General features: G+C 36.5%; 27 protein-coding genes and 1 tRNA gene. 24 read left to right on the top strand and 4 right to left on the bottom strand.

The window, feature by feature from the left end; all coding sequences use genetic code 11:
- The first annotated feature begins 12 nt into the window (after positions 1-12).
- The 6 genes from hisB to hisE are packed head-to-tail and all read left to right on the top strand — an operon-like array spanning position 13 to position 3,304.
- A complete protein-coding gene (gene hisB / locus AC4BB7_RS13425) occupies positions 13-597 on the top strand; it encodes an imidazoleglycerol-phosphate dehydratase HisB (RefSeq protein WP_086313979.1) in 585 nt (194 codons plus the stop codon).
- Complete coding sequence (gene hisH, locus AC4BB7_RS13420) at positions 598-1,224, top strand: imidazole glycerol phosphate synthase subunit HisH (protein ID WP_490483369.1); 627 nt, start codon at positions 598-600, stop codon at positions 1,222-1,224.
- Complete coding sequence (gene hisA, locus AC4BB7_RS13415) at positions 1,202-1,927, top strand: 1-(5-phosphoribosyl)-5-[(5-phosphoribosylamino)methylideneamino]imidazole-4-carboxamide isomerase (protein WP_086313977.1); 726 nt, start codon at positions 1,202-1,204, stop codon at positions 1,925-1,927. The genes hisH and hisA overlap by 23 nt, the downstream gene beginning before the upstream one ends.
- Positions 1,917-2,672 (top strand): imidazole glycerol phosphate synthase subunit HisF, encoded by a 756-nt coding sequence (hisF, locus tag AC4BB7_RS13410; protein WP_490483368.1) that lies wholly within the window; start codon positions 1,917-1,919, stop codon positions 2,670-2,672. Before hisA ends, hisF begins: the two co-directional genes overlap by 11 nt.
- A complete protein-coding gene (hisI, locus tag AC4BB7_RS13405; RefSeq protein ID WP_086313975.1) occupies positions 2,669-2,974 on the top strand; it encodes a phosphoribosyl-AMP cyclohydrolase in 306 nt (101 codons plus the stop codon). The genes hisF and hisI overlap by 4 nt, the downstream gene beginning before the upstream one ends.
- An 18-nt stretch (positions 2,975-2,992) precedes the next feature.
- Complete coding sequence (hisE, locus tag AC4BB7_RS13400; RefSeq protein ID WP_490483367.1) at positions 2,993-3,304, top strand: phosphoribosyl-ATP diphosphatase; 312 nt, start codon at positions 2,993-2,995, stop codon at positions 3,302-3,304.
- 58 nt (positions 3,305-3,362) lie between these two features.
- On the opposite strand, the gene AC4BB7_RS13395 is transcribed toward hisE, so the two are convergent.
- Positions 3,363-3,761 (bottom strand): DUF4828 domain-containing protein, encoded by a 399-nt coding sequence (locus AC4BB7_RS13395; protein WP_086313973.1) that lies wholly within the window; start codon positions 3,759-3,761, stop codon positions 3,363-3,365.
- A 221-nt stretch (positions 3,762-3,982) separates the two neighbouring features.
- Here AC4BB7_RS13395 and sfsA point away from each other — a divergent pair, with 221 nt between their 5' ends.
- From sfsA to AC4BB7_RS13325, 14 genes are all read left to right on the top strand, one after another.
- Positions 3,983-4,720 carry a DNA/RNA nuclease SfsA gene (gene sfsA / locus AC4BB7_RS13390; RefSeq protein ID WP_490485154.1) on the top strand — a complete coding sequence of 246 codons (738 nt, stop codon included), beginning with the start codon at positions 3,983-3,985 and terminating at the stop codon, positions 4,718-4,720.
- A gap of 8 nt (positions 4,721-4,728) precedes the next feature.
- A complete protein-coding gene (locus AC4BB7_RS13385; protein ID WP_086313971.1) occupies positions 4,729-5,739 on the top strand; it encodes a Gfo/Idh/MocA family protein in 1,011 nt (336 codons plus the stop codon).
- Positions 5,740-5,755: 16 nt separating this feature from the next.
- Positions 5,756-7,039 (top strand): DEAD/DEAH box helicase, encoded by a 1,284-nt coding sequence (locus AC4BB7_RS13380; protein WP_490483366.1) that lies wholly within the window; start codon positions 5,756-5,758, stop codon positions 7,037-7,039.
- A gap of 38 nt (positions 7,040-7,077) precedes the next feature.
- Entirely contained in the window at positions 7,078-9,792 is a 2,715-nt protein-coding gene (locus AC4BB7_RS13375; RefSeq protein WP_490483365.1) for a sigma-54-dependent transcriptional regulator, read from the top strand.
- Positions 9,793-9,942: 150 nt separating this feature from the next.
- On the top strand, positions 9,943-10,263 hold the full coding sequence (locus AC4BB7_RS13370; protein ID WP_010764085.1) for a PTS sugar transporter subunit IIB: 321 nt from the start codon (positions 9,943-9,945) through the stop codon (positions 10,261-10,263).
- 35 nt (positions 10,264-10,298) lie between these two features.
- Positions 10,299-10,619 carry a PTS lactose/cellobiose transporter subunit IIA gene (locus tag AC4BB7_RS13365; protein WP_010764086.1) on the top strand — a complete coding sequence of 107 codons (321 nt, stop codon included), beginning with the start codon at positions 10,299-10,301 and terminating at the stop codon, positions 10,617-10,619.
- Between the two features lie 133 nt (positions 10,620-10,752).
- Positions 10,753-12,207, top strand: a complete 1,455-nt coding sequence (locus tag AC4BB7_RS13360; protein ID WP_086313968.1) for a PTS sugar transporter subunit IIC — start codon at positions 10,753-10,755, stop codon at positions 12,205-12,207.
- 76 nt (positions 12,208-12,283) lie between these two features.
- Positions 12,284-12,502, top strand: a complete 219-nt coding sequence (locus tag AC4BB7_RS13355) for a hypothetical protein (protein WP_086313967.1) — start codon at positions 12,284-12,286, stop codon at positions 12,500-12,502.
- A 23-nt stretch (positions 12,503-12,525) separates the two neighbouring features.
- Complete coding sequence (locus AC4BB7_RS13350) at positions 12,526-12,726, top strand: DUF3188 domain-containing protein (protein ID WP_086313966.1); 201 nt, start codon at positions 12,526-12,528, stop codon at positions 12,724-12,726.
- Positions 12,726-13,139: a DUF3284 domain-containing protein gene (locus tag AC4BB7_RS13345; protein ID WP_086313965.1), complete on the top strand. Its 414-nt coding sequence runs from the start codon at positions 12,726-12,728 to the stop codon at positions 13,137-13,139. The genes AC4BB7_RS13350 and AC4BB7_RS13345 overlap by 1 nt, the downstream gene beginning before the upstream one ends.
- 205 nt (positions 13,140-13,344) lie before the next feature.
- Positions 13,345-14,538: a GNAT family N-acetyltransferase gene (locus AC4BB7_RS13340; protein WP_490483364.1), complete on the top strand. Its 1,194-nt coding sequence runs from the start codon at positions 13,345-13,347 to the stop codon at positions 14,536-14,538.
- Between the two features lie 176 nt (positions 14,539-14,714).
- Positions 14,715-14,837: a hypothetical protein gene (locus AC4BB7_RS13335; protein ID WP_086313964.1), complete on the top strand. Its 123-nt coding sequence runs from the start codon at positions 14,715-14,717 to the stop codon at positions 14,835-14,837.
- 100 nt (positions 14,838-14,937) lie between these two features.
- Positions 14,938-15,011, top strand: a tRNA-Arg gene (locus AC4BB7_RS13330).
- A gap of 462 nt (positions 15,012-15,473) precedes the next feature.
- Positions 15,474-16,340, top strand: a complete 867-nt coding sequence (locus AC4BB7_RS13325) for a hypothetical protein (RefSeq protein WP_490483363.1) — start codon at positions 15,474-15,476, stop codon at positions 16,338-16,340.
- A gap of 52 nt (positions 16,341-16,392) precedes the next feature.
- Here the strand turns inward: AC4BB7_RS13325 and AC4BB7_RS13320 are convergent, their stop codons facing one another.
- Positions 16,393-17,037, bottom strand: coding sequence for a uracil-DNA glycosylase (locus tag AC4BB7_RS13320; RefSeq protein WP_490483362.1), 645 nt, complete (start codon positions 17,035-17,037; stop codon positions 16,393-16,395).
- A gap of 62 nt (positions 17,038-17,099) precedes the next feature.
- Positions 17,100-18,338, bottom strand: a complete 1,239-nt coding sequence (locus AC4BB7_RS13315) for an aminopeptidase (RefSeq protein ID WP_490483361.1) — start codon at positions 18,336-18,338, stop codon at positions 17,100-17,102.
- A 255-nt stretch (positions 18,339-18,593) separates the two neighbouring features.
- Between AC4BB7_RS13315 and AC4BB7_RS13310 the strand changes: the two genes are divergently transcribed.
- Complete coding sequence (locus tag AC4BB7_RS13310; protein WP_086313960.1) at positions 18,594-19,166, top strand: TetR/AcrR family transcriptional regulator; 573 nt, start codon at positions 18,594-18,596, stop codon at positions 19,164-19,166.
- Positions 19,167-19,235: 69 nt separating this feature from the next.
- Here AC4BB7_RS13310 and AC4BB7_RS13305 read toward each other — a convergent pair whose 3' ends face one another.
- Positions 19,236-19,679, bottom strand: a complete 444-nt coding sequence (locus AC4BB7_RS13305) for a flavodoxin (RefSeq protein WP_086313959.1) — start codon at positions 19,677-19,679, stop codon at positions 19,236-19,238.
- 350 nt (positions 19,680-20,029) lie between these two features.
- Between AC4BB7_RS13305 and map the strand changes: the two genes are divergently transcribed.
- The 3 genes from map (at position 20,030) to AC4BB7_RS13290 (ending at position 22,996) form a co-directional block, all read left to right on the top strand.
- Positions 20,030-20,794: a type I methionyl aminopeptidase gene (map, locus tag AC4BB7_RS13300; RefSeq protein ID WP_490483360.1), complete on the top strand. Its 765-nt coding sequence runs from the start codon at positions 20,030-20,032 to the stop codon at positions 20,792-20,794.
- A gap of 18 nt (positions 20,795-20,812) precedes the next feature.
- Positions 20,813-21,727: a YihY/virulence factor BrkB family protein gene (locus AC4BB7_RS13295; protein WP_086313957.1), complete on the top strand. Its 915-nt coding sequence runs from the start codon at positions 20,813-20,815 to the stop codon at positions 21,725-21,727.
- A gap of 132 nt (positions 21,728-21,859) precedes the next feature.
- Positions 21,860-22,996: a glycosyltransferase family 4 protein gene (locus AC4BB7_RS13290; RefSeq protein WP_086313956.1), complete on the top strand. Its 1,137-nt coding sequence runs from the start codon at positions 21,860-21,862 to the stop codon at positions 22,994-22,996.
- The last annotated feature ends 44 nt before the right edge of the window (positions 22,997-23,040 follow it).

Genomic DNA, 23,040 nt, shown 5'->3' with positions numbered 1-23,040 from the left:
GGAGGAAAAGAAATGAGAACTGCTACTTTAACTAGAGAAACTGCAGAAACAAAAATTGAGTTAAAACTTGATTTAGATCGTCAAGAACCAGTCAGTATTCAAACAGGAGTTGGATTTTTTGATCATATGCTGATTTTATTTGCCCGTCATAGTCGGATTTCTTTAGAAGTAAAAGTCGATGGAGATTTAGAAGTAGATAGTCATCATACTGTGGAAGATGTTGGGATTGTGTTAGGGCAGTGTATCCGAGAAGCTTTAGGTGATAAGTCTGGGATCAATCGTTATGGGACTAGTTTTGTGCCGATGGATGAGTCTTTGGCAATGGCTTCCTTAGACTTAAGTGGGCGCTCGTATTTAGTTTTTGACGCAACGTTCGATAATCCAAAACTTGGTGATTTTGATACAGAATTGACAGAAGAATTTTTTCAAGCGTTTGCTTTTAATACTCAAATGAACCTTCATTTAAACATTTTACATGGGAAAAATACCCACCATAAAATAGAAGCTTTGTTTAAGGCGACAGGGAGAGCGCTAAGGGAAGCAATTACTGAAAATCCGGCCATTCAAGGGGTCAACTCCACGAAAGGAATTCTGTAAATGATTATTATCATTGATTACGATACAGGCAATACTCGCAATGTTCAAAAAGCATTAGATTATGTTGGGCTAGAAAATAAAATTTCCGCTGATCCTGATGACATTCAAAAAGCTGATGGATTGATTTTGCCAGGGGTAGGTGCGTTTTCTTTAGCAATGAAGGAGCTAGAACAACGTGGATTAGTTGAGGTGATAAAAGAGGTTGCACAAAAAGGCACACCGATTTTAGGTGTTTGCTTAGGAATGCAGTTGCTTTTAGAAGGAAGTATGGAAAATGGTTTTACAGAAGGATTAGGATTGATCGAAGGGCTTTGCGAAAAATTGCCGGACGATCCAGATTTACCTGTTCCTCATATGGGCTGGAATCAGCTAATAGTGACCAATGAAATGTTATTAACAAAAGAAGTGAACGGGCAGTATGTTTATTTTGTCCATTCTTATTATGCGGATTGTGAACCTGATGTGATCGATGCTTTAGCACAATATTCCATTAAAGTTCCAGCGATGATTTCTAAGGGAAATGTATACGGCACGCAGTTTCATCCTGAAAAAAGTAGTGAAGCAGGTTTGATGATTTTAAGAGGGTTTAAGGAGGTAGTGGAACATGCATGTTATACCAGCGATTGATATTAGAGAAGGAAAAGCAGTCCGATTAGTTCAAGGTGATTTTCTACAAAAAACGATTGTGAACCATAATCCAGTGGCTCAAGCAGAAGAATTTAAAGAAGCTGGGATTCAAATGATGCATGTTGTTGATCTAGATGGTGCTTTGATGGGAAAAGCAGCGAATGCATCGTTGATCGAGCAAATGAAAAAAGCAACTGGATTGAACATTGAAGTTGGTGGCGGCATTCGCACGCTGGCTCAAATTGATGACTATGTGGCGCTTGGTATCGACCGAATCATTATTGGTTCAGCAGCCTTAAGAGATCCAGAATTAGTTCAAGAAGCTGTTAAAAAATATGGGGATAAAATTGCAGTAGGGATCGATGCCAAAAACGGTAAAGTTGCTATCAGCGGTTGGTTGGATGTTAGTGAAACTGATTATCTACAAATGGCTAAAACGATGGCGAAACTAGGTGTCAAAACAATCATTTATACAGATATCTCTAAGGATGGCACTTTAACAGGACCGACATTTGAAGATTACGCTATGTTATTAAAGGTTGTACCAGATGTGCAAATCATTGCTTCAGGTGGTGTTAGCAGTAAAGAGGATTTAATGAAGTTAGCTGAGTTAGGGCTGTATGGCGCAATCGTCGGAAAAGCCTTTTATAATGGTGATATCACTTTGGCAGATATGTTGGAGGTTGAGGCAAATGTTGACTAAACGTATTATTCCTTGCCTAGATGTAACAGATGGTCGAGTGGTCAAGGGAGTCAATTTCGTTGGGTTACAAGATGTCGGTGATCCAGTAGCCATTGCTCGAGCATACAATGAGCAAGGAGCCGATGAGCTGGTTTTCTTGGATATCACGGCTACTAGTGATGACCGTGAGACGATGATTGAAGTGGTCGAACGAACAGCGGCAGAAGTATTTATTCCTTTAACGGTTGGCGGCGGCATTCGTACTGTGTCAGATATGAAAAAAATGTTGCAAGCAGGAGCAGATAAAATTTCCCTCAATTCAGCGGCAATCAATCAACCAGAATTGATTAAAGCAGGTGCAGAAAAATTGGGGTCTCAATGTATCGTTGTGGCAATCGATGCGAAGCGAATGGAGGATTCGTGGCATGTGTTTGTCAAAGGAGGTCGTGAAGATACAGGGTTAGACGCGATAGAGTGGGCTAAAAAAGCTGTTGATCTAGGAGCAGGTGAGATTTTATTGACTAGTATGGATGCCGATGGAACCAAAGAAGGGTATGATCTTGCGCTAAATCAAGCAATTTGTACAGCTGTAAATGTTCCTGTGATTGCTTCAGGCGGCTGTGGTAGTGCGGCGGATATTGTGGACGTATTTGAACAAACCAACGTATCGGCAGCTTTGGCCGCAAGTATTTTTCATTATGGAGAGGTAAGCATTCCCGAATTAAAAGAAATACTAACGCTAAATGGAATGGAGGTTCGCAAATGAAACCAGATTTTACTAAAGGCTTGTTACCAGCAATTATAATCGAAGCAAAAACGAAAGAAGTGTTGATGCTTGCTTACATGAACGAGGAAAGCTATGAAAAAACGCTTGAAACAGGGACTACTTGGTTTTACTCACGATCTCGTCAACAATTGTGGAATAAAGGAGAAACAAGTGGTAATACCCAACAAGTGAAAAATATCGTAACAGATTGTGATCATGACACATTGCTTATTACAGTTGAACAAACAGGACCTGCTTGTCATACCGGTAAGCATAGTTGTTTTTTCAATGTGATTATCTAATAAAAGGAGGTCATAAATATGCTTGATACACTTTACCAAGAAATACTAGAACGTAAAAAAGTTCCTAAAGAAGGTTCATATACCAATTATTTATTCGACCAAGGGCTAGATAAAATTCTAAAGAAAGTCGGAGAAGAAGCGACGGAGGTAATCATTGCAGCTAAAAATGATCAAGCAGAATTAATCGCCGAAACTTCTGATTTAATTTATCATATGTTAGTGCTATTAGTTGAGCAAGGTGTCACTTTAGAAGAAATCAAAATGGAATTGATGAAACGAGAAGGAAAATTAAGTAAAACGAAAGAACGCAAACAAATCGATGAACTTTAAAATAACTGAAAATAAAAAGAAGCGTCCCGCATAAGCGCATTATGGGGAATCGCTTCTTTTACTGTTCTGTTGGGCACTCTAAAGAATCAGTTGCTTCCAAAACATAAGTGGCATCGTCGGCTTCATCATATAAGGAAGCGGGTTTATCATTTAGACATTGAATAATTAAATGATAGCCATACTCATCTTGAGCAACTAGTCGTTTGTTTGTTAATTCAACTAGCATATAGCGTAATTCTTTACCATCAATAATAATCTGAAGATCATCTTCGATCTTCAACGTATGTTGTGTGGCTTTTTGTTTATTGACAAACCACCAACTACCTAAATAACTTTTATATAAATTAGGAATATCTGAATCAGGCTGCTGATTCGCTTGTTTCTTTTTCAAGAATAATGAGCCAGCAATACCTGTAATAAGCGATGCACCTAAAAATAATGACCAATGTTTTTTCATACTATCATTCTCCTCTAAAACAATCATAGCACGAAATTAAAAAACAAACTATTCGAAAATCTCTTCTTATAAAAAAACTTAATGAAGTCGTAATGATTGTTACATTGGAGTAGCGTTGTCGATTCAAAAACCCTTTAAACATGAGCGGTTTTGTCTGAAAAGTTTGACGATGCTTTTTCATTCAAAATATGGTATTGTTTTGAAGAAAGGGTGTTACAATGATTACATATCCTAACGTGCATATCGCACATTTTATTGATAGACCAAACCGCTTTATTGCCCAGTGCCGTTTGCAAGAAACAGGTGAAATGGTAACGGTTCACGTAAAAAATACTGGTAGATGTAAAGAACTATTTTTCCCAGAAGTGGAGGTTGCGTTATCTTATCAACCTTCACCAAAGAGAAAGACAGATTATGATTTGATTGCAGTCAAGAAAGGAACTGCTTGGTTTAATATCGATAGCCAAGTTCCTAATGCACTAGCTGCTCAAGCCATTCAAGATGGTACGATCATTTTGCCAGAATTAAAAGGGAACATCGTCTCGGTAAAAAGAGAAAAACGTTTTGCCCAGTCACAATTCGATATATTAGTAGAGACAGATACTGGCAATAAAGCGTTTGTAGAAGTGAAAGGAATGACCTTAGAAAATCATACCTTAGGTGCCTTTCCAGATGCTCCAACATTACGCGGCTTGAAGCATGTCACTGAGTTGATCGAAGCGATGAAAGAAGGCTATCAAAGCTATGTGCTGTTTGTTGTCCAATTTGAGAATGTAAAAGTAGCGACGATCCATACAAACATGCAGCCAGCTTTAGCGCAAATGATTGTATCAGGACAAAAACAAGGTCTAAGTGTGATTGCTTACAATTGTTCTATCACTCCTGATACAATAGCAATAGAACATCAAGTACCATTTGATGTCGCAAAAACGTTTGAAGATCCAAATTCAGAAAGGTGAGGGTAAAGATGATTCACTTAGGTATTATTGGAACAAACTGGATTAGTCATCAATTTGTAAAGGCAGCACTGGAAACTAAGCGCTATGATTTAACAGCTGTTTATTCACGAAAGCTGGAAACTGCTCAAAAATTTGGTGAGGAATACGGCGATGTTGAGTATGCAACGGATTTAAAGACATTTTTCGGTATTGCTCATATGGATACAGTTTATATTGCGTCACCTAATTCCCTACATTTTGAACAAGCAAAACAAGGGATTTTGGCAGGAAAAAATATTATTGTGGAAAAACCAGCCTTCTCAACGCCTGCTGAAATGGAGGAGATCATTGAGCTAGCAAATCAGCAAAAAGTCTTCTTTTTTGAAGCAGCCCGCAATATTCATGAGAAAAGTTTCAAAAAAATTGGGGATTTATTACCATTAAAAAATAAAATTATTGGTGCAAACTTTACCTATATGAAATATTCTTCGCGATATGATCAAGTGCTTGATGGTCAAGAACCAAATATTTTTTCGCCACATTTTTCAGGAGGCGCTATGGCAGACCTTGGTGTCTATTTAGTCTATGCTGCTGTTGGTTGGTTTGGTATGCCGAATGAAAGCCATTATTTTGCAAGAAAAATCCCAACAGATGTTGATGGGATCGGTACGGCAATTTTGAGATATGACTTGTTTGATGTAACCTTGCAGACTGGAAAAAACGCAGATTCATTCTTAGACTCTGAAATTTATTTTGATGGGGGAACATTGATTTTAGATAGTGTAAATGCGATTTCTAAAGCCGAATTTCATGATCGCAATCACCAAGAACGTGATATCATTGAGCTTACAACTGAAGAAAATCCAATGATTGAAGAAGCCCATGATTTTGCCGATGTACTTGAAAATCCTAACGATCCAACTATGGGAATTCGTTATGAAGAATGGGTAGAACTATCACGCAATGTAAATAAAGTAGTAACAACATTAAGAAAAAGTGCCGGTATCGAGTTTGATGCGGACAAAGAAAACCTGTTTTAATGAGGAAAGGACTATTATGACATTTATCAAAAATTTACCAGAAGATTGGCAAGAACATTGGCAGGCTTCTGGTTTTAGCGAGCCATCGATGATTCAAGAAAAGAGCTTCCAACCTTTGAAAGAAAAAGAAAATGTTTTGGGGATTTCTCCAACGGGATCAGGTAAAACGTTAGCGTATGTTTTACCACTTCTTTTGAATGTAGAAAAAGACCAAGGCAGTCAGCTATTGATTTTAGCGCCTTCGCAAGAATTAGCAGTGCAAATCAGTCAAGTTGTACGTGATTGGGCGACATTACTTCAATTGAAAACTCAAAGTCTGATTGGTGGAGCCAATGTTGGCCGTCAAATCGAAAAGTTAAAAAAGAAACCAGAAATTTTGGTTGGAACACCTGGGCGTGTATTGGAACTGATCAAAACAAAGAAAATTAAAAGTCATTTGCTGCAGACTGTTGTAATGGACGAAGTAGATCAGCTGTTTCACGAAAAAGAGCTGAATCTAACCAAACAAATTTTAGCTAGTGCACCAACAGAATTTCAGTTAGTCTTTTATTCGGCGACGGCTGATCGAGTAGTAGAAGAAGCCCAAAAACTAACAGATCAGCTGACAATCATTGATGTAATGGATGAAGATCAATCTGGTGGTGTTGTGAATCATTATTTTATGGCACTCTCTCCTAGAAAAAAAAGTGATTTTTTAAGAAGCTTAGCGTATACATCTGATTTTCGTGCGATGGTTTTCTTTAATCAAGTTGCTGATTTAGGTTCAGTCGAAGAAAAACTGATTTATGAAGGGTTAGCAGTAGTAGGGCTTGCTTCAGATCAAAATAAAACACTGCGTAAATTAGCGATCGATCAATTTTCTAAAAAAAGAGCAGTCATGCTTTTAACAACGGATATTGCTGCTAGAGGTTTAGACTTTGAAGCGATTCCTTTTGTTGTGAATGCTGAAGTTCCATTGTCCGAAGAAAGTTATATTCATCGGGCTGGTCGTGTTGGACGTATGGGTGCAGCAGGTTCTGTCATTACGTTTGTGAACGATGCAACCAAAAGAGATTATCAACGATTAATGAAAAAAATAGAGCTTCCTTCAAAGGAAATTTTTCTTTATGATGGCGCAATCCACCTGACTAGGAAAGAAAAAAGTTCTTCTGAAGAAAAAGCAGGAAGTCCAAATGGATCGGCAAAAAAAGAGCAGGCTGAAAAACAAGTACCAACCAAAAAGACAGCAAAGCCTAAAAACCGCCCAAAAAACAATAAAAATAAAGGGGCTAGACGGAAAGCGTCTAAACCTGAGCTATAAATAATAAGTAAGAACGTCATGATTTAAGGAGGCTATCCATGAAATCTAGAAAAGACGAGATTTTAGCAGTTTTAGAATCAAAAAAACAAGGTATGACAGCGGCTGATGTCGCAAATGAGCTGGCAATCGATCGAAGCAATGCCAGCCGCTACTTAAGTGAATTGTTCAAAGAACACAAAATCATTAAAAGCGATGGCCGTCCAGTCATTTATTCAGTTGTAACCGAAGAAGACAAAGTCCATGTCGATAATTCTAGTGAAGTAACATTTGATAACTTAGTTGGAGCGCAGGATTCTTTAAAAGTCAGCATCCAACAAGCAAAAGCCGCAATTTTATATCCGCCTCGTGGCTTACATACAATTATTTTTGGTGAAACGGGAACCGGAAAATCATTGTTTGCGGAATGTATGTACCATTTTGCAGTTGATTCTAAGACCTTAGCAGCTGATGCTCCTTTTGTTTCGTTTAACTGTGCGGATTACGCACAAAATCCTCAATTACTATTTGGGCATATTTTTGGTGTGAAAAAAGGGGCTTATACTGGCGCCAATGAAGATAGTCCAGGTTTGATGTCGAAAGCAGATGGTGGAATTCTATTCCTTGATGAAATCCATCGCTTACCGCCAGAAGGTCAAGAAATGCTATTTACCTTTATTGATAAAGGAGTCTATCGTCCACTCGGTGAAAGTGGTCAAACATATGAAGCATCTGTTCAAATCATTGGTGCAACCACAGAATCATCTGAGAGTTTCTTGACGACTTTTAATCGCAGAATTCCGATGGCAATCACGTTGCCATCTTTAGATGCACGTTCACTTGATGAGCGCTACGATATTATCTCCTTGTTTATCAAGCAAGAAGCAAACCGTTTAAATCAGCGAATCGATATTAAAAGAGAAGCGATTTTGGCTTTTATGCTTTATGATGCAGAAGGAAATATTGGGCAAGTTAAAAGAGATTTGAAACTTGTGTGCGCAAAATCTTTTCTACATTATCGTACACATAATGAATCCAGTTTAGTGATCCAAAAAAGAGATTTACCACTCCAAGTGCAAAAAGGCCTATTAAAAATCAAAGAGGTTTCTGATCGTTTAGATCGTTTTGTTGATAGTAAAAGTAATTATCTAAGTTTTGAGCCGGGAACAAATGAAGTTGTCTGGTCACAAGATCCAGCTCGAGACATGCAAGTCTATAATGAAATTGAAGAAAAAGTTGCGACGTTATCAGCGAATGAACTAGAAAATGTCAATTTAGAACAATTAATTTCTAGTGACATGGATGCTTATTTCCAAACTTATGTAGATGAACTTACACAAAATCCTGTGCATAAAGAATTATTGCCAGAACCAATTTGGAAGCTGACAGATCGTTTATACGATATCGCAGAAAAAAGACTAGAGCGCACATACAATGAAAAGGCCCGCTTTGCTTTTGCCTTACACTTACAAAGTACGATCGATCGAGTGAAAGAAGGACATGTGATAGTCCATCCTAATTTAAATAATGTTCGTAAGAAAATGAAGAAAGAGTTTCAAGTCGCCATGGATTTATCTGCTATCATTGAAGAAGAGAACAATATTGAAATTCCTTTTGATGAGATTGGATTTATCAGTATGTTTTTATCAATCAATGTGGGCAGTAAAGAAAAAGTCCATGAAAATAACGTTGGTGTTGTTGTGTTGATGCATGGCGATTCAACTGCTTCAAGTATGCTGAAAACAGCGCAAGAATTGCTTGGAACAGAAACTGGTGTCGCAATGAATATGCCGCTAACGATGGAAGTTCAGACAATGTACGAACAACTAAAAAGTTTCGTATTGAGTCATCGTGAAAAACTTGTGAACGGGATGTTGCTTTTAACGGATATGGGTTCATTGAATTCTTTTGGAAACCTGATTTTTGAAGAAACTGGGATTCGAACGAAAGCCATCACAATGACTAGCACGATGATCGTGTTAGAAGCGATTCGAATGGCAAGTGTGGGAAGAAGTTTAGAAGATATTTATCAAAACATCCAAATGTCGTTTGAAAGTATCATTAGAGAACAATTCCGCAGTAGTCCGCAAAATCGTGAGGATGTAAAAAAAGCAGTGGTTGTTACATGTTTCACTGGCGAAGGCGTTGCGGCAAAATTATATCAACGCATTTTACCTGTGATCGATGAAAACAAAGTCGAAATTATTCAAATGCAGTTTTTAGAACGTGAAGCGTTTAAAAAGCATATCGATAGTTTAATGGAAGAATATGAAATCAAAGCAATTGCTGGAACAGTTGACGTTGAATATCAGAATATCCCGTTCTTTTCAGCATATGATATCTTTGATGATGAAAAATTAAACGTATTGAAGCGGATTGCAGGTGATGAGGTTCCAACTGAAAAGATTGTCAAATCATTAGGTGGAACGATCACCGCAGTTGATTCGCTGCAAAAGCTAATTGTCATGCTGCAAAAAACAGTACATCAAATTCAGACAGATATGCATATTATTGTTGAACCAGGTGTTGATGCTGGTATTGTAATCCATCTTGCATTTTTAGTAGATGCTATTTTGAAAGGTGAGAAATCAAAAGAATTTGATAACCTTGCTGAATTTATGAAAAAAAATCGCCTAGAAACGGATGTTACCAGAACTAATTTAATGGTAATAGAAAAAGCCTACCGTATAGCATTTACTGAGTCGGATATTGCACATTTGACACTATTATTTTTAGAAAATAAAATAAAAACAACAACAGAATACACACACAATTAATTAGTGTGTAAATGTATTCCTGTTAGTGTGTACACAAGATGTATAGACCAAAACCGCAGAATCACTGAGTTTGGTCTATACATTTTTTTGGCACGCTTCTTGCTTTATATAAAAGTGTAAGTACAACTAATTTAGAAGGAGTGTAATAAAATGGCTAAAAAAACAATTATGTTAGTATGTTCAGCAGGAATGAGTACAAGTTTATTGGTAACAAAAATGCAAAAAGCAGCAGAAGATCGTGGAATGGAAGCAGATATTTTTGCAGTATCAGCATCAGATGCAGATAATAACTTAGAAGCCAAAGATGTAAACGTATTACTTTTAGGTCCGCAAGTACGTTTCATGAAATCTCAATTTGAGCAAAAATTAGCACCTAAAGGAATTCCTTTTGACGTAATCAACATGTCAGATTATGGCATGATGAACGGTGAGAAAGTTCTAGATCAAGCAATTGCTTTAATGGACAAATAAGAAGACAAAATAAAAAATGAACGGAGTTACAAATCGTGGAAGATCAACAAAATTTAGAAGCAGTAATGGGATTGATTATGTATGGAGGGAACGCTAAAAGCGATGCAATGGAAGCGATTGCGGCAGCTAAAGCAGGAGACTTTGAATTAGCAGATCAAAAAATCGCTGATGCAGAAGAATCTTTAGTCCAAGCACATCATTCTCAAACAGGAATGTTAACGCAAGAAGCACAAGGAAATCATATTCAAGTGACGTTATTGACAGTTCATAGTCAAGACCATTTAATGACTTCGATCGCTTTTACAGATTTAGCAAAAGAAATCATTGATTTATATCGTCGGATGGATAACGAGTAATCTGGGCTATTTTCTTTTTTGAACGGAAGAAAATAGAAGTTAAAGTTTTTTGAACGGGACTTTGACAACTTACTTTGTTTTAAAGAGTTTAATGGCTCTTTAAATAAATATTATTTATAGGAGGAATTAAAAAATGGATGGATTAACAGCCTGGATGGAGAAGTACATTCTACCTGTGGCCGGTAAAATTGGTGCGCAAAAACACTTAGTTGCATTACGTGACGCTTTTATCGGAACAATGCCAGCAACAATGGCAGGATCGATTGCCGTAATGATCAATGCGATGATTCGTGATTTACCGCAACAATTTTTCTCTGACTATGCAGCAAACCTTGCTGCAGATAAAGGTATCTTTGCAGTTATTAATGTTATTATTGGAATCAACGGATTTGTTTGGAACGGTACTTTGGCGATTGCCGGTTTGATTTTTGCCTTTTCTTGGGGCTATAACCTAGCAAGAGCGTATAAAGTAAATGACTTAGCGGGTGGTATCGTTGGTTTAGCAACATTGATTCAAGGAATCGCATTTGCTTATTCTAATACATTAGAAACAGCAGTTCCTAAAGAACTAATGAATACAATCAATGAAAACTCAGCAACAAGTGGTTGGTCAGCAACAGCTGAAGGCTTAACAGCAGGCGGTTGGGGTTGGTTGAAACTAGATCACTTAAATGGTAATGCATACTTCACAGTTATGATCATGGGTGCTATTTCTGTTATCATTTTCTGTAAATTAATGTTGGCGAACATCACAATTAAAATGCCTGATTCAGTTCCGCCAGCAGTATCAAAAGCTTTCGCTGCGATTTTACCTGCAACGATCGCGTTATATGTTATTGCAATTATTAACTTTGTAGTAGGTAAATTAACGAACGGACAATTGATCATCGATTTAGTTCAAAAATATATTGCAGAACCATTCTTGGGACTATCTCAAGGTTTAGGTGCTGTATTGATCGTAACGATTTTCGTTCAAATTTTCTGGTTCTTCGGTATCCATGGTCCAAACGTATTGGCACCAGTTTTAGAAGGTATCTGGGGACAAGCACAATTAATCAATATCGACATTTTCCAAAAAGGCTACAAAGGATTGACTGGTACACCAGCTGTCTTGAAAGCCATTGATGATGGAAAAGCTTATATGTGGGTTCGTGGTTCATTTGATGCATTTGCATGGTTTGGTGGATCAGGTGGTACGATCGTCTTGATCGTTGCAATCTTACTATTCTCTAAACGTGCAGATTACCTAACTGTTGGTAAATTATCATTAGGACCTGGTATCTTCAATATTAACGAACCAATCATGTTTGGTTTACCAATCGTGTTAAATGCAATTATGTTTGTACCATTCTTAGTTGCACCAGTAGTTGCAACAACAATCGGATGGTTAGCAACTTACTTCGGATTAGTAGCGCCAGTTTCACAACAAGTAACATGGGTTGTTCCTCCAATCTTGCTATCATTCTTGGCAACAGGAGCTGACTGGAGAGCACCAATCGTAACAATTGTATGTATGGTTGTCACATTCCTTATCTGGACACCGTTTGTTATTGCGGCAAACAGAATGGAACCAACTGATTTCGAATAAAATAAAACTAAATAGTCTGTTACTTTCACCTCTTTAGAGGTGAAAGTAACTGCTTTATTGTTAAGGAGAGAATAAAATGATCACAATTGCGAGTGCAATGCAACAAGAAGAAATCAAAAAATTATTAGAAAGCTATGACGGTGGCGATTTCACTTACACGTTTAAAGAAAAAAAAGGCATCAAATTAGCGTTTGACGTAACTGGAGACAAAGAAGAAGCAGCTAAAAAAGCAAAAGAAATAATCAAAGCACAACCTTGGGGCGGTGTCTTGTTCTTCCAAGCAGCTGCAGTTTAAAAAATAGATTGGATGGATGAAAGATGGTTAGAAACGGCTTATTTATGTGCAGTATTGGCTTCATAATAATTTTATATACAGTAAATCCTGCTTCAATGAAATATGATTTGTTAAGCATGACAACAGGGATTTTCTTAGTAGTTGTTGGCGGTTATTTCTTTTTTAAAGGGAGAAAGATTGAAGAATCTAAAGCAAAGAAACAACATAACGAGGTGAAAAAATAATGGAAATTACAAAAAAATTGAATATTCCAGCGCCTTACTTTTATGAAAAAGTGATTGATTCTGTTCTTTTTGATATTCGCAAGCACACTGGAAAAAGTTTAACAAAAAAACAATTGAACAATTTTGAATATGTAAAATCATTTTCTAAAAACAGCCGAGCAAAAATCAAAGTTGAGAAAATCGTCGACAACTCATCTTATCATTTCCAAACATCAACAACTAAAAATAATTTTTCGGTAGGCTACGAAATTGTACCGATCGATGATAAATCTTGTGAGATTCATTATACAGAGAAGATGGAATCATTCGGATTTTTACAAAAAATAAATGATGCGGTCTTAGGAACGATTTTAATGTATTTTAAAAAACGTCAGTTTCGTAAAATGCTGCAGATGATAGAAGAATCTTATTAAGAGAGTGTCGAGAGGCACTCTCTTTGCGCTTTTCTTTGATTAAAGTGCAGCAAAACATACTAGAGTACTAAGGGATGTTAAACCGTTTTTCTAGAAAATTTTCATATATACATAGATCGATTGTTAAACTATAAAAAAGTCAAATATGTTTAAACTATACCAAATTTGCGTTATCCTTAATTATGAGAGACAAGGAGTGAGTGAAATGAGTGGAGTCAAAAGAATGAATGAAGAACAAGTGGAAGAGATGTTCCAATTAGCTGTGTATGCATTCAATTCAGAAAGTACAGAGAAACGAAAAGAGCGTTTTAAAAAGATTGTAAAACATTCTTGGAATTATGGTTTCTTTTATGAGGATAACTTAGCAAGTCAGATTATTTCTACACCATTTACCGTCGCGTTTCATGGTGTAAATTATCAAATGGCTGGAATCGGCTGTGTTTCATCTTATCCTGAATATCGCGGGAAAGGCGGTATTTCCGCTATTATGAAACAATTACTGGCAGAATTAGCAGAAAATAAAGTTGAACTTTCTTACTTAGCACCATTTTCGTATCCTTTCTATAGAAAATATGGGTTCGAACAATTATTTGAACAAATTAACTATACAATCAAAGCAGCCAATTGGCCAAACGTCAAATCTCAACCTGGCTTGATGAAACGTGTAAATTATGAAGAGGCAAAAGATGTTTGTCAAATGATCTATTCTGTTTCTTCGAATCATCAAAGAGGTGGGGTAATCAGGGAACCTTGGTGGTGGGACTATAAGGTTGGAATGAATCAAGAGTACCAGTTTGCCCTATATGAAGATGAATTGGGAAAGGCACAAGGATACTTGATTTACCAATCTAGTGCAGAGTCTTTTGTCATTAAAGAATGGGGATTTTTAACCAATCAGGCGTTTCAGTCTATCATCCGTTTTATCGGTTCTCATAATGGCTCATCACGAGAATTTCGTTTAGAAACAGGATTTGATGGCAAAAATTTAAGTTATTTAATTCCATCTCCGTTAATAGAGATGGAGATCACGCCATTTATGATGGCAAGAATTGTTGATTTGAACAATTTTTTGGATAAGTATCCTTTTACGCCTGGAATTAAAGAAGTTTATTATCTTAAAGTTGAAGATGAGTATGGTCCATGGAATAACGGGATATGGAAATTAGAAGTAAACGAAACAGGAGAAAGTATTGTAACGAAGTTTGACCAAGTTCCAGAAGAAATAAGAGATGAAGCGTTGATTGTAAGTTCGATCCAAGCGTTGACTCAGCTTTTTATGGGTTATCGTACTGGTAGCGAATTGAGTTTTTATGAGAAAATTACAGGCAATACGCAGCTAATCCAGTCATTAGATGCGCGCTTAGTCAAAGGGAGTCCAGTTTTAGCAGATTATTTTTAAAAGATGGGTTAAGTGAATTAGTCACTTAGTCCTATGTATATCCTTTATTTTTAACATTAGTAAGATTCTATGAGCCCATTATGTATAAGCAAATGATTAGCAGAACTTAGTTAAAATCTTTATAATAAATAATATAGAAACTTATAGAAGTCTGAAAATGAAAGGCAGTGAAGAGCATGAGTAAAACCAAAGAAGAAAAAGTTGCAAGAAACGGTAAAATCGGCAAAACATTAGCTATTGTTGTAGGTGGGCTTTATTTAGTCAAAATGCTGAAAGGCAAAAAAAATAATAGTAAATAAAAAGTTATAGAGCAAGTGATGCTGATTTTAAATCAGCATCACTTTCTTTTTAATTTTCATTGACACTGACTGAAAAGACTTCTAAAATAAACAATGAACTGTTCTCGTAGCTCAGTAGGATAGAGCAATCGCCTCCTAAGCGATAGGTCGCTGGTTCGATTCCAGTCGGGAACGTAAAAAACACCTTTCAAACGTTGATTTGATAGGTGTTTTTTCATTTGTACCAAAAATGATTATAAGTATTTCATGCCAGTGTTAGTTTTCACCAATTTGAGCAATTTAGTTTGTAAATGATGAGTTAGTACTGGAAATTGATACAGGGAATAGTGTTATTTGTACTTAGAGTGCATATCTATACGGATCGCTGTGAATACCATACTGTCTAAGACGAAAAATGAAATTATAGTAAGATGTTTTCATTACTGTCTTCATTTTTTTATAAAGAGAGATTAACAGATATAGCGAATAAAAACTTGATTTTATCCGCCATTTGACAATATCGTACTAAAAGTTATATATAAATTACTTAGAGGTGTGGGATGTAGAAATTAGATACTCTTTTTTTAAAATGACTATTGTAATGTAAGAGCTATATATTATATAATTATTATGTTACAAAGAAAGGATAGTGAGAAAATGAAAAAGGTTAGTTTATTGTTGTTAAGTTTGTCGTTGTCTTTTGTTGTTGGAGCAACCACTGGAAATGCAGCTGAAGAAGAGGTTTCAGTTGTTCCTTTTGGGGAACTAAAAACAAATGATGCATTACAAGCAGAGGATTCGGAGATAGTAGAACCATTTGCGCAAAATGAGCGTGCTGCTGGAGCGCCGACAGTTACTTACCGCACACATGTACAAAATATTGGCTGGCAAGGTTGGAAGAGCAATGGTCAAGTAGCGGGAACTTCTGGTCAAGCCAAAAGATTAGAAGCGATTGAATTGAAAGTGAAAAATTCGCCGTATAGTGGTGAGATTCAGTACAGTACACATATTCAAAATATCGGTTGGCAAGGTTGGAAGAAAAATGGTCAAGTATCAGGAACTTCTGGTCAAGCAAAACGGTTGGAAGCAATAAGAATAAAATTGACAGGTGAATTAGGAAAAAGATATGATGTCTTTTATCGTGTTCATGCACAGAATTTCGGCTGGATGGGCTGGGAAAAAGGTGGAATCCCTTCCGGAACGTCAAGATATGCTTATCGTTTAGAAGCAATTGAAGTAAAACTTGTTCCGAAGAAAAACTACTTTACAATTGATTTCTCAGCTAAAACTTCATATAGAGATAATACTAAAGTAGCTGGTGAATTAGATCCTAAAAAACTAGGCATTCCAAATAAATATTTAGATAATGGGTTAAAACTTTTCAAAGATTCTAACTCAGTCGTGAAATTTGCGGATAAAGAATTGTATGATGCAAACCGTAAAACAATCGCTTATCAAACATATGAATTAAGAAAAAATCTTAAAAAAGTTGGATATACTGTTGAATTTTATTATCCATATTAATAACTAAAAAGAACTGCAACTGATCTTTTAATAGAGATCAGTTGCAGTTCTTTTAATTATATTGCTTAATAAATGCGGCTAGAGTTGACCAATCAGATTCAATGATAGTTTCAAGCTTTTGATTATAAAAAATAGCTGCAGGATGGTACATTGGAAATAATGTATAGGTATTATTTGTCTTAATAAGTTGTTCTTGTTCATTTGAATACATCAGAATCGGTGAGTGGAGCAGTTGCCCATGACACATTGAGATTGTATAATTTTTCCCCAATAAACGTTTTAAGCCAGTATTACCCATTGGTACAAGAATTTTTGGCTGAACCATTTGTATCTCGTAATCCAATAAGGGCGCATAAGCTAATACTTCTGTTTTATTCGGTGCTCGATTAGGATATTTTGTTTCAAAGAATCCAGTTTTTTTATTGAGTTCTTTTTTGATACTAAAAGGTCGACTTCTAACCGTGCTTGTAATATAAATATCTTCCCGGCATAAACCTGATTGTGCTAACCAACCATCCAACTTTTTGCCTGATCTGCCGCTAAAAGGAATTTTTGTTTTGATTTCAGTTCCTCCGGGGGCTTCTCCTATAAGCATCAAAACTGCATTTTTAGGTCCTCTACCAGAAAGAAATCCTTCTAAATTATGTCCGTTCATTTTTTGTTTAACTGCTTCAACTAGTTGTTTAGGATAGTTCATAATCGTAGGTCTTCTCTCTAAAAAAACGCGCTGATTTATTTAATCAGCACGTTCTTTTCATTTTAAGCCCAATCACCATTACGGAAGATTGGAACGCGTGTGCCGTCTTCTCTAATGCCATCAATATCCATTTGATCTGATCCAACCATGAAATCAACATGAGTATGACTGCGGTTTAGACCAGCGTCTTTTAATTCCGCTTCGCTCATTTCAGTTCCACCTTGTAGATTAAATGCATAAGCAGAACCAAAGGCTAAATGATTTGAAGCATTTTCGTCAAATAAAGTATTGTAGAAAATGATTCCTGACTGAGAAATTGGTGATGGATCAGGAACTAATGCAACTTCTCCTAAATGACGAGCACCTTCGTCTGTTTCAAGTAACTTAGCTAGTACTTCTTCTCCTTGTTCTGCTGAAAAATCGATTACTTTTCCATCTTTAAAAGTAAACTTCATACCAGAAATAGTTGTTCCAGCATAACTTAATGGTTTTGTGCTAGAAACAACACCATCAACGCGTCGGCTGTCAGGAGCTGTAAAAACTTCTTCAGTCGGCATGTTCGCCATGAATTTTTCTCCACGCGCATTATCGCTGCCGGCACCTTCCCATAAATGATTTTTTGGTAAACCGATCACTAAGTCTGTACCTGGTGCTGTATAGTGTAACGCTTTAAATTGTTCTTTATTTAGTTCATCTGCTTTTGTAGCTAATTTATTGTCATGAGCTTCCCACGCAGCAACTGGATCTGCTTCATAAACACGAGTTGTTTTAAAGATTTCATCCCAAAGAGCGTCAACTTGCTGTTCACTATCCTTTAAGTCTGGAAACACTTTAGCTGCCCATTCTTTACCAGCCGCAGCTACAACTGTCCAGCTGACTTTGTTCGATTGTGTAGCTTTTCTTAAATTAACTAAGGCTTTGCCAGAAGCTGATTGGAAGGTAGCTACACGGTCCGGATCCACACCAGCTAAAGCATCAGGGTTGGATGAAACAACGCTGATTCGGCTGGCACCTTTATTGATCCAGTCATCAGTTTGATCTATTTTATGTTGTGGAATGTTTTCCAAGTATGTTTCGTCGGCATGTAATAAAAATTCACGCTGAATGATATCGTCAGTCCATTGAACAATTACTTCACCAGCACCTAATTTATATGCTTCTTCGGTAATCAATCGTGCCAAAGGTGCCTGATCAACACTAATTTGTAAAACAATGCTATGTCCTTTTTGAACATTGACCCCTGTCTCAACAATGAGTCTGGCATATTTTTTTAATGTTTCATTAAAATTTGATAATGTCATAGAATAGCCTCCTAGTATTTCGTTCGTGTAATCGACAATATCATAACACGTAAAGCCCCTGAACTCAAACAATCAAACGGCTTTATCTTCTTATTTAATTCTGAAAAAAGTCTCTTGAAAGTCCCGTATAATCAAACAAATAAAATAATATAAATCGGAGGACTAGTATTTTGCAGAATAAACAAATCGTGTTACAATAACTGTAGTATTTATATGGAAGCGTTGTAAAGGATAGGTAGAGGGGATTGAAAGATTATGGCAAGAAAAAAAACAATTACTAAAGATCAGATTTTAAATGCTGCATACGAAGTAGTGGCCACTGAAGGCTTTTCGAAATTCACCGCACGTAACATTGCAACCAAAATGAAATGCTCAACACAACCTATTTATTTAGAATTCAAAAATATGGATGATTTGAAAGAAGAATTATTTGAAAAGATTCATCAATATTTAGCAAAAGAAGTATTTCCGGTGACCCATACGGGAAATACTATTGTGGATTTAGCGTTAAACTATATTCATTTTGCTAAAAACGAAAGTAAATTATACCGTGCGTTATACTTAGAAGAATATGGCGGCGGAAAAAGAATGCAGGAGTTTTCGTATAGTTATTTTTCCAATGCTGTTAAAAAAGATCCAGATTATGAGAAGTTGAGTGATACGGAAATCAATTCTCTTCATATGGGAACTTGGATCGTTGCAACTGGCATTGCGGCATTGATGACTTCTGGCATCATTCATCCAAGTGATCAACAAATTGAACATTTGATGAAAGAAGCAATCGATCAGATATTAGAGCGTGACGAACCAATCGATATCGATATTTAAATTCAATTAAAAGAGGAGGGTGTCATAAAACTCAACGAGTTTTATGACACCCTCCTCTTTTGCCAATGATTATTTTACAGCTTCTGCTAGTTTTTTAGCAAAGGCTTCAAGCTTTTGAATATCTTCTTCTTCAGCAGCTAGATCGACTTTTACACTATCCGCTCCTTTGGTAGCACCGATTTTTGTAAAAACAGCATCAAAGTCATCCACAGATTTACAAAATTCATCGTAAAAAGTATCACCAGAGCCACAAACACCATACGTTTTTCCAGATAAATCGATTTCTTGTAATTCTTCATAAAAATCTACGATTTCATCAGGTAATTCGCCATCACCATATGTGTACGTTGCGACAACACAGATGTCTGCATCTTCAAAGTCTTCAGGATCAACCTGTGTACATTCGTTGATTTCGACTTCAATATTTAAATTCTCAAGGGCTTCAGCAACAATATCCGCGATTTCTTCTGTATTTCCAGTCATGCTTGCATAAACGATTTTAGCTAAGGTCATTAAGTGTTCCTCCTTTAAATAATACAACTTTGATTATATCAGAAGAATGAAGGTTGTGTAAATTACAAAATGAAGAAGGAAAGACAAGAAGTTGCTTATATGACAATGTTTCTGGGAGCTAACTACTAGAAAAATAAATGAAATCTATTTTTAACAACTACTTTTCAGTGAAATTTTCACAAATTATGATAAAATACTCTTATATGAAGATTATCTAGCTCCGCGGGTTAGTCTCTATGAAAAAGGATAAAATATGGCTGTGATAAAAAGCGTCACAAATATATATCCCTACTTTTCTAAAAGATTAGATAGGCCCACTGTGCTTTTAAATTTTAGGAGGACACTATTAAATGATTACACTAAAATCACCAAGAGAAATCGAAATGATGGATGAGTCAGGAGAATTATTAGCGGATGTTCATCGTCATTTACGTACGTTTATCAAACCAGGTGTTACAAGCTGGGATATTGAAGTATTTGTAAGGGACTTTATTGAAAGCCATGGCGGGATTGCCGCTCAAATTGGTTTTGAAGATTATAAATACGCAACATGCTGCAGTATCAATGATGAAATTTGTCATGGTTTTCCTCGGAAAAAGCCGTTAAAGGACGGTGATTTGATCAAAGTCGATATGTGTATCGATTTGAAAGGAGCAGTATCAGATTCTTGTTGGGCTTATGTTGTAGGCGAATCAACACCTGAATTGGATCATTTGATGGAAGTGACCAGAAAAGCCTTGTATCTTGGAATCGAGCAAGCGCAAGTTGGGAATCGTATTGGTGATATCGGGCATGCAATTCAAACATATGTTGAAAGCGAAAACTTGTCAGTTGTCAGAGATTTTGTAGGTCATGGTATTGGTCCGACGATTCATGAAAGTCCAGTTATTCCTCATTACGGTGAAGCGGGTAAAGGCTTACGCTTGAAAGAAGGAATGGTCATCACGATCGAACCGATGGTCAATACAGGTACTTGGCGCATGAAGATGGATCCAAACGGTTGGACGGCTTACACTTTAGATGGTGGTATCAGCTGCCAATTTGAACATACATTAGCTATTACGAAAAATGGACCCAAAATTTTAACTTCTCAAGGAGAAGAATTGACTTATTAATGATTAGAGGAGCATTTTATGAAACTGGTGGACAAAGTAAAAAGCAATGAAAAACTAATGCGATTCATTGAAACAACACAACATCGTATGATTGATTCAGAAATTGGGAATACGTCAGTTGTTGTGGCATACTATTTACTGTTGTCCCTGTTTCCTTTGCTGATTGCGGTAGGAAATCTCTTGCCGTACTTACATATCGATCCAAACGAAGTACTACCTTATATTGCTGAAGCCATTCCAAAAGCTATTTTTGATGATTTGAAACCAGCAATTCAATCACTACTGACCCAACGTTCTGGCGGGTTACTGTCGATCTCTGCATTAGCAGCGTTATGGAGTGCCAGTCAAAGTATCAATGCGCTACAAACGGCAATGAATAAAGCGTTTGGTGTTGAACAACGTAAAAATTTTATTATTGTCCGCATTATGTCTTTACTTGTGATTCTCTTGTTTATGATAGCAATCGTAGGTGTCGTTGGTGTTTTAGGTTTAGGGAAAACGATTTTAGACTGGCTACAACCAATATTGCACTTCTCAACCGACTTTATTGATACCTTCCAAGCGTTAAAGTGGCCGATTACGACTTTGGTTTTATTGGTCATTATGTGTTTGATTTATCGCGTTGTTCCGAATGCTAAGCTGTCTTTTCGCTCAATCATACCAGGTGCAGTGTTTGCAACTGGTGGTTGGATGCTGTTGTCACAAGCCTTTGGATTATATATTAAATATTTCAGCTCAAAAATCGCAAGTTATCAAATCATAGGAAGCTTTATTATATTGATGTTATGGTTGAATTTTGCAGCAACGATCATTATTTTAGGCGGTATCATCAATGCAGTCGTCAAAGAATATATATCAAATGAAAAAATTCAGCATCGGTATGGCTTGATCAACCGACTAGTAGATAAAATAAAGGAAAAATTAAAGAAATAGACCGAACACTCTTGATTTAAATAAAGAAGTCGAAGGTTTGATTTTCACATTCAGTGGAAACACTTGTTCCAACTTGTAAATGCTGAATGATTCGGTATAATATACGATGTACATTAAGAAAGTAGGTTCATCATGTCGATGTTTATTTATGAAATTGTTATCCGTCTATTTCTGACGTTTATTTTATCGTTGATTACAACGCCGATTGTTAAATTATTAGCGTTTAGAATAGGAGCCTATGATGCTCCAGGCGAAAGAAGAGTAAATACTAAGAATATGCCAACGGCTGGTGGATTAGGTATTTATTTTGTCTTTTCATTTTCTTGTTTAGTTATGTTTCAATCGATCATACCGGTCGATTATATATGGCCGATTATTTTAGGTGCAGGAATCGTTGTTGCAACGGGACTAGTCGATGATATTTATGAATTATCGCCAAAGAAAAAAACACTTGGAATTCTGCTAGGTGCTTTAGTCATTTATTTTGTAGCCGAGATTCGAATCGATGCTGTGACATTGCCATTTTTCGGACATATCGATTTACGTTGGGTCAGTTTGCCCTTGACATTATTTTGGATATTGGCCATTACAAATGCAATCAACTTGATCGATGGGTTGGATGGCCTTGCCTCAGGAGTGTCAATTATCAGTTTAGCAACCATCGGGGTCATCGGTTATTTTTTCCTACATGCCAAAACGGTGTATATTCCCATTGTGATTTTTGTTTTAGTTGCTAGTATTGCAGGTTTTTTCCCGTATAATTTTTATCCAGCTAAGATTTTTTTAGGTGATACAGGGGCTTTATTTTTAGGCTTTATGATTGCGGTTATGTCTTTACAAGGGCTGAAAAATGCTACGTTTATTACAGTCATTACACCCATGATTATCTTAGGTGTGCCGATTACTGATACCGTTTATGCAATTATTCGGCGATTAATGAATAAGCGCCCGATTTCTTCTGCTGATAAGATGCATTTACATCATCGACTGTTGTCACTTGGCTTTACTCATAAAGGTGCGGTAATGACGATTTATGGTTTAGCATTAGTCTTTTCATTTGTGGCATTGTTGTTCAGCTATGCAAGCAATGTTGCATCGATTCTGTTAATTGTTTTTAGTGCTATCGGTTTAGAGTTATTTATCGAAATGATTGGATTGGTCGGTGAAAATCATCAGCCGTTGATGTATATTTTACGTATGTTTGGCAATCGAGAATTTCGTCAGCAACAATTAGAAAAACGATTAGGCAAACATTCTAAAAAAAAGTAAAAAATAAATGAGAATCTTTGCTGGGATTTTAAGCTGTGTTATAA

Source organism: Enterococcus sp. AAFC-DPL-5182 (assembly GCF_058216605.1).
The sequence above is the reverse complement of the archived record's forward strand: the minus strand, read 5'-3'. Positions and strand labels throughout refer to the sequence as shown.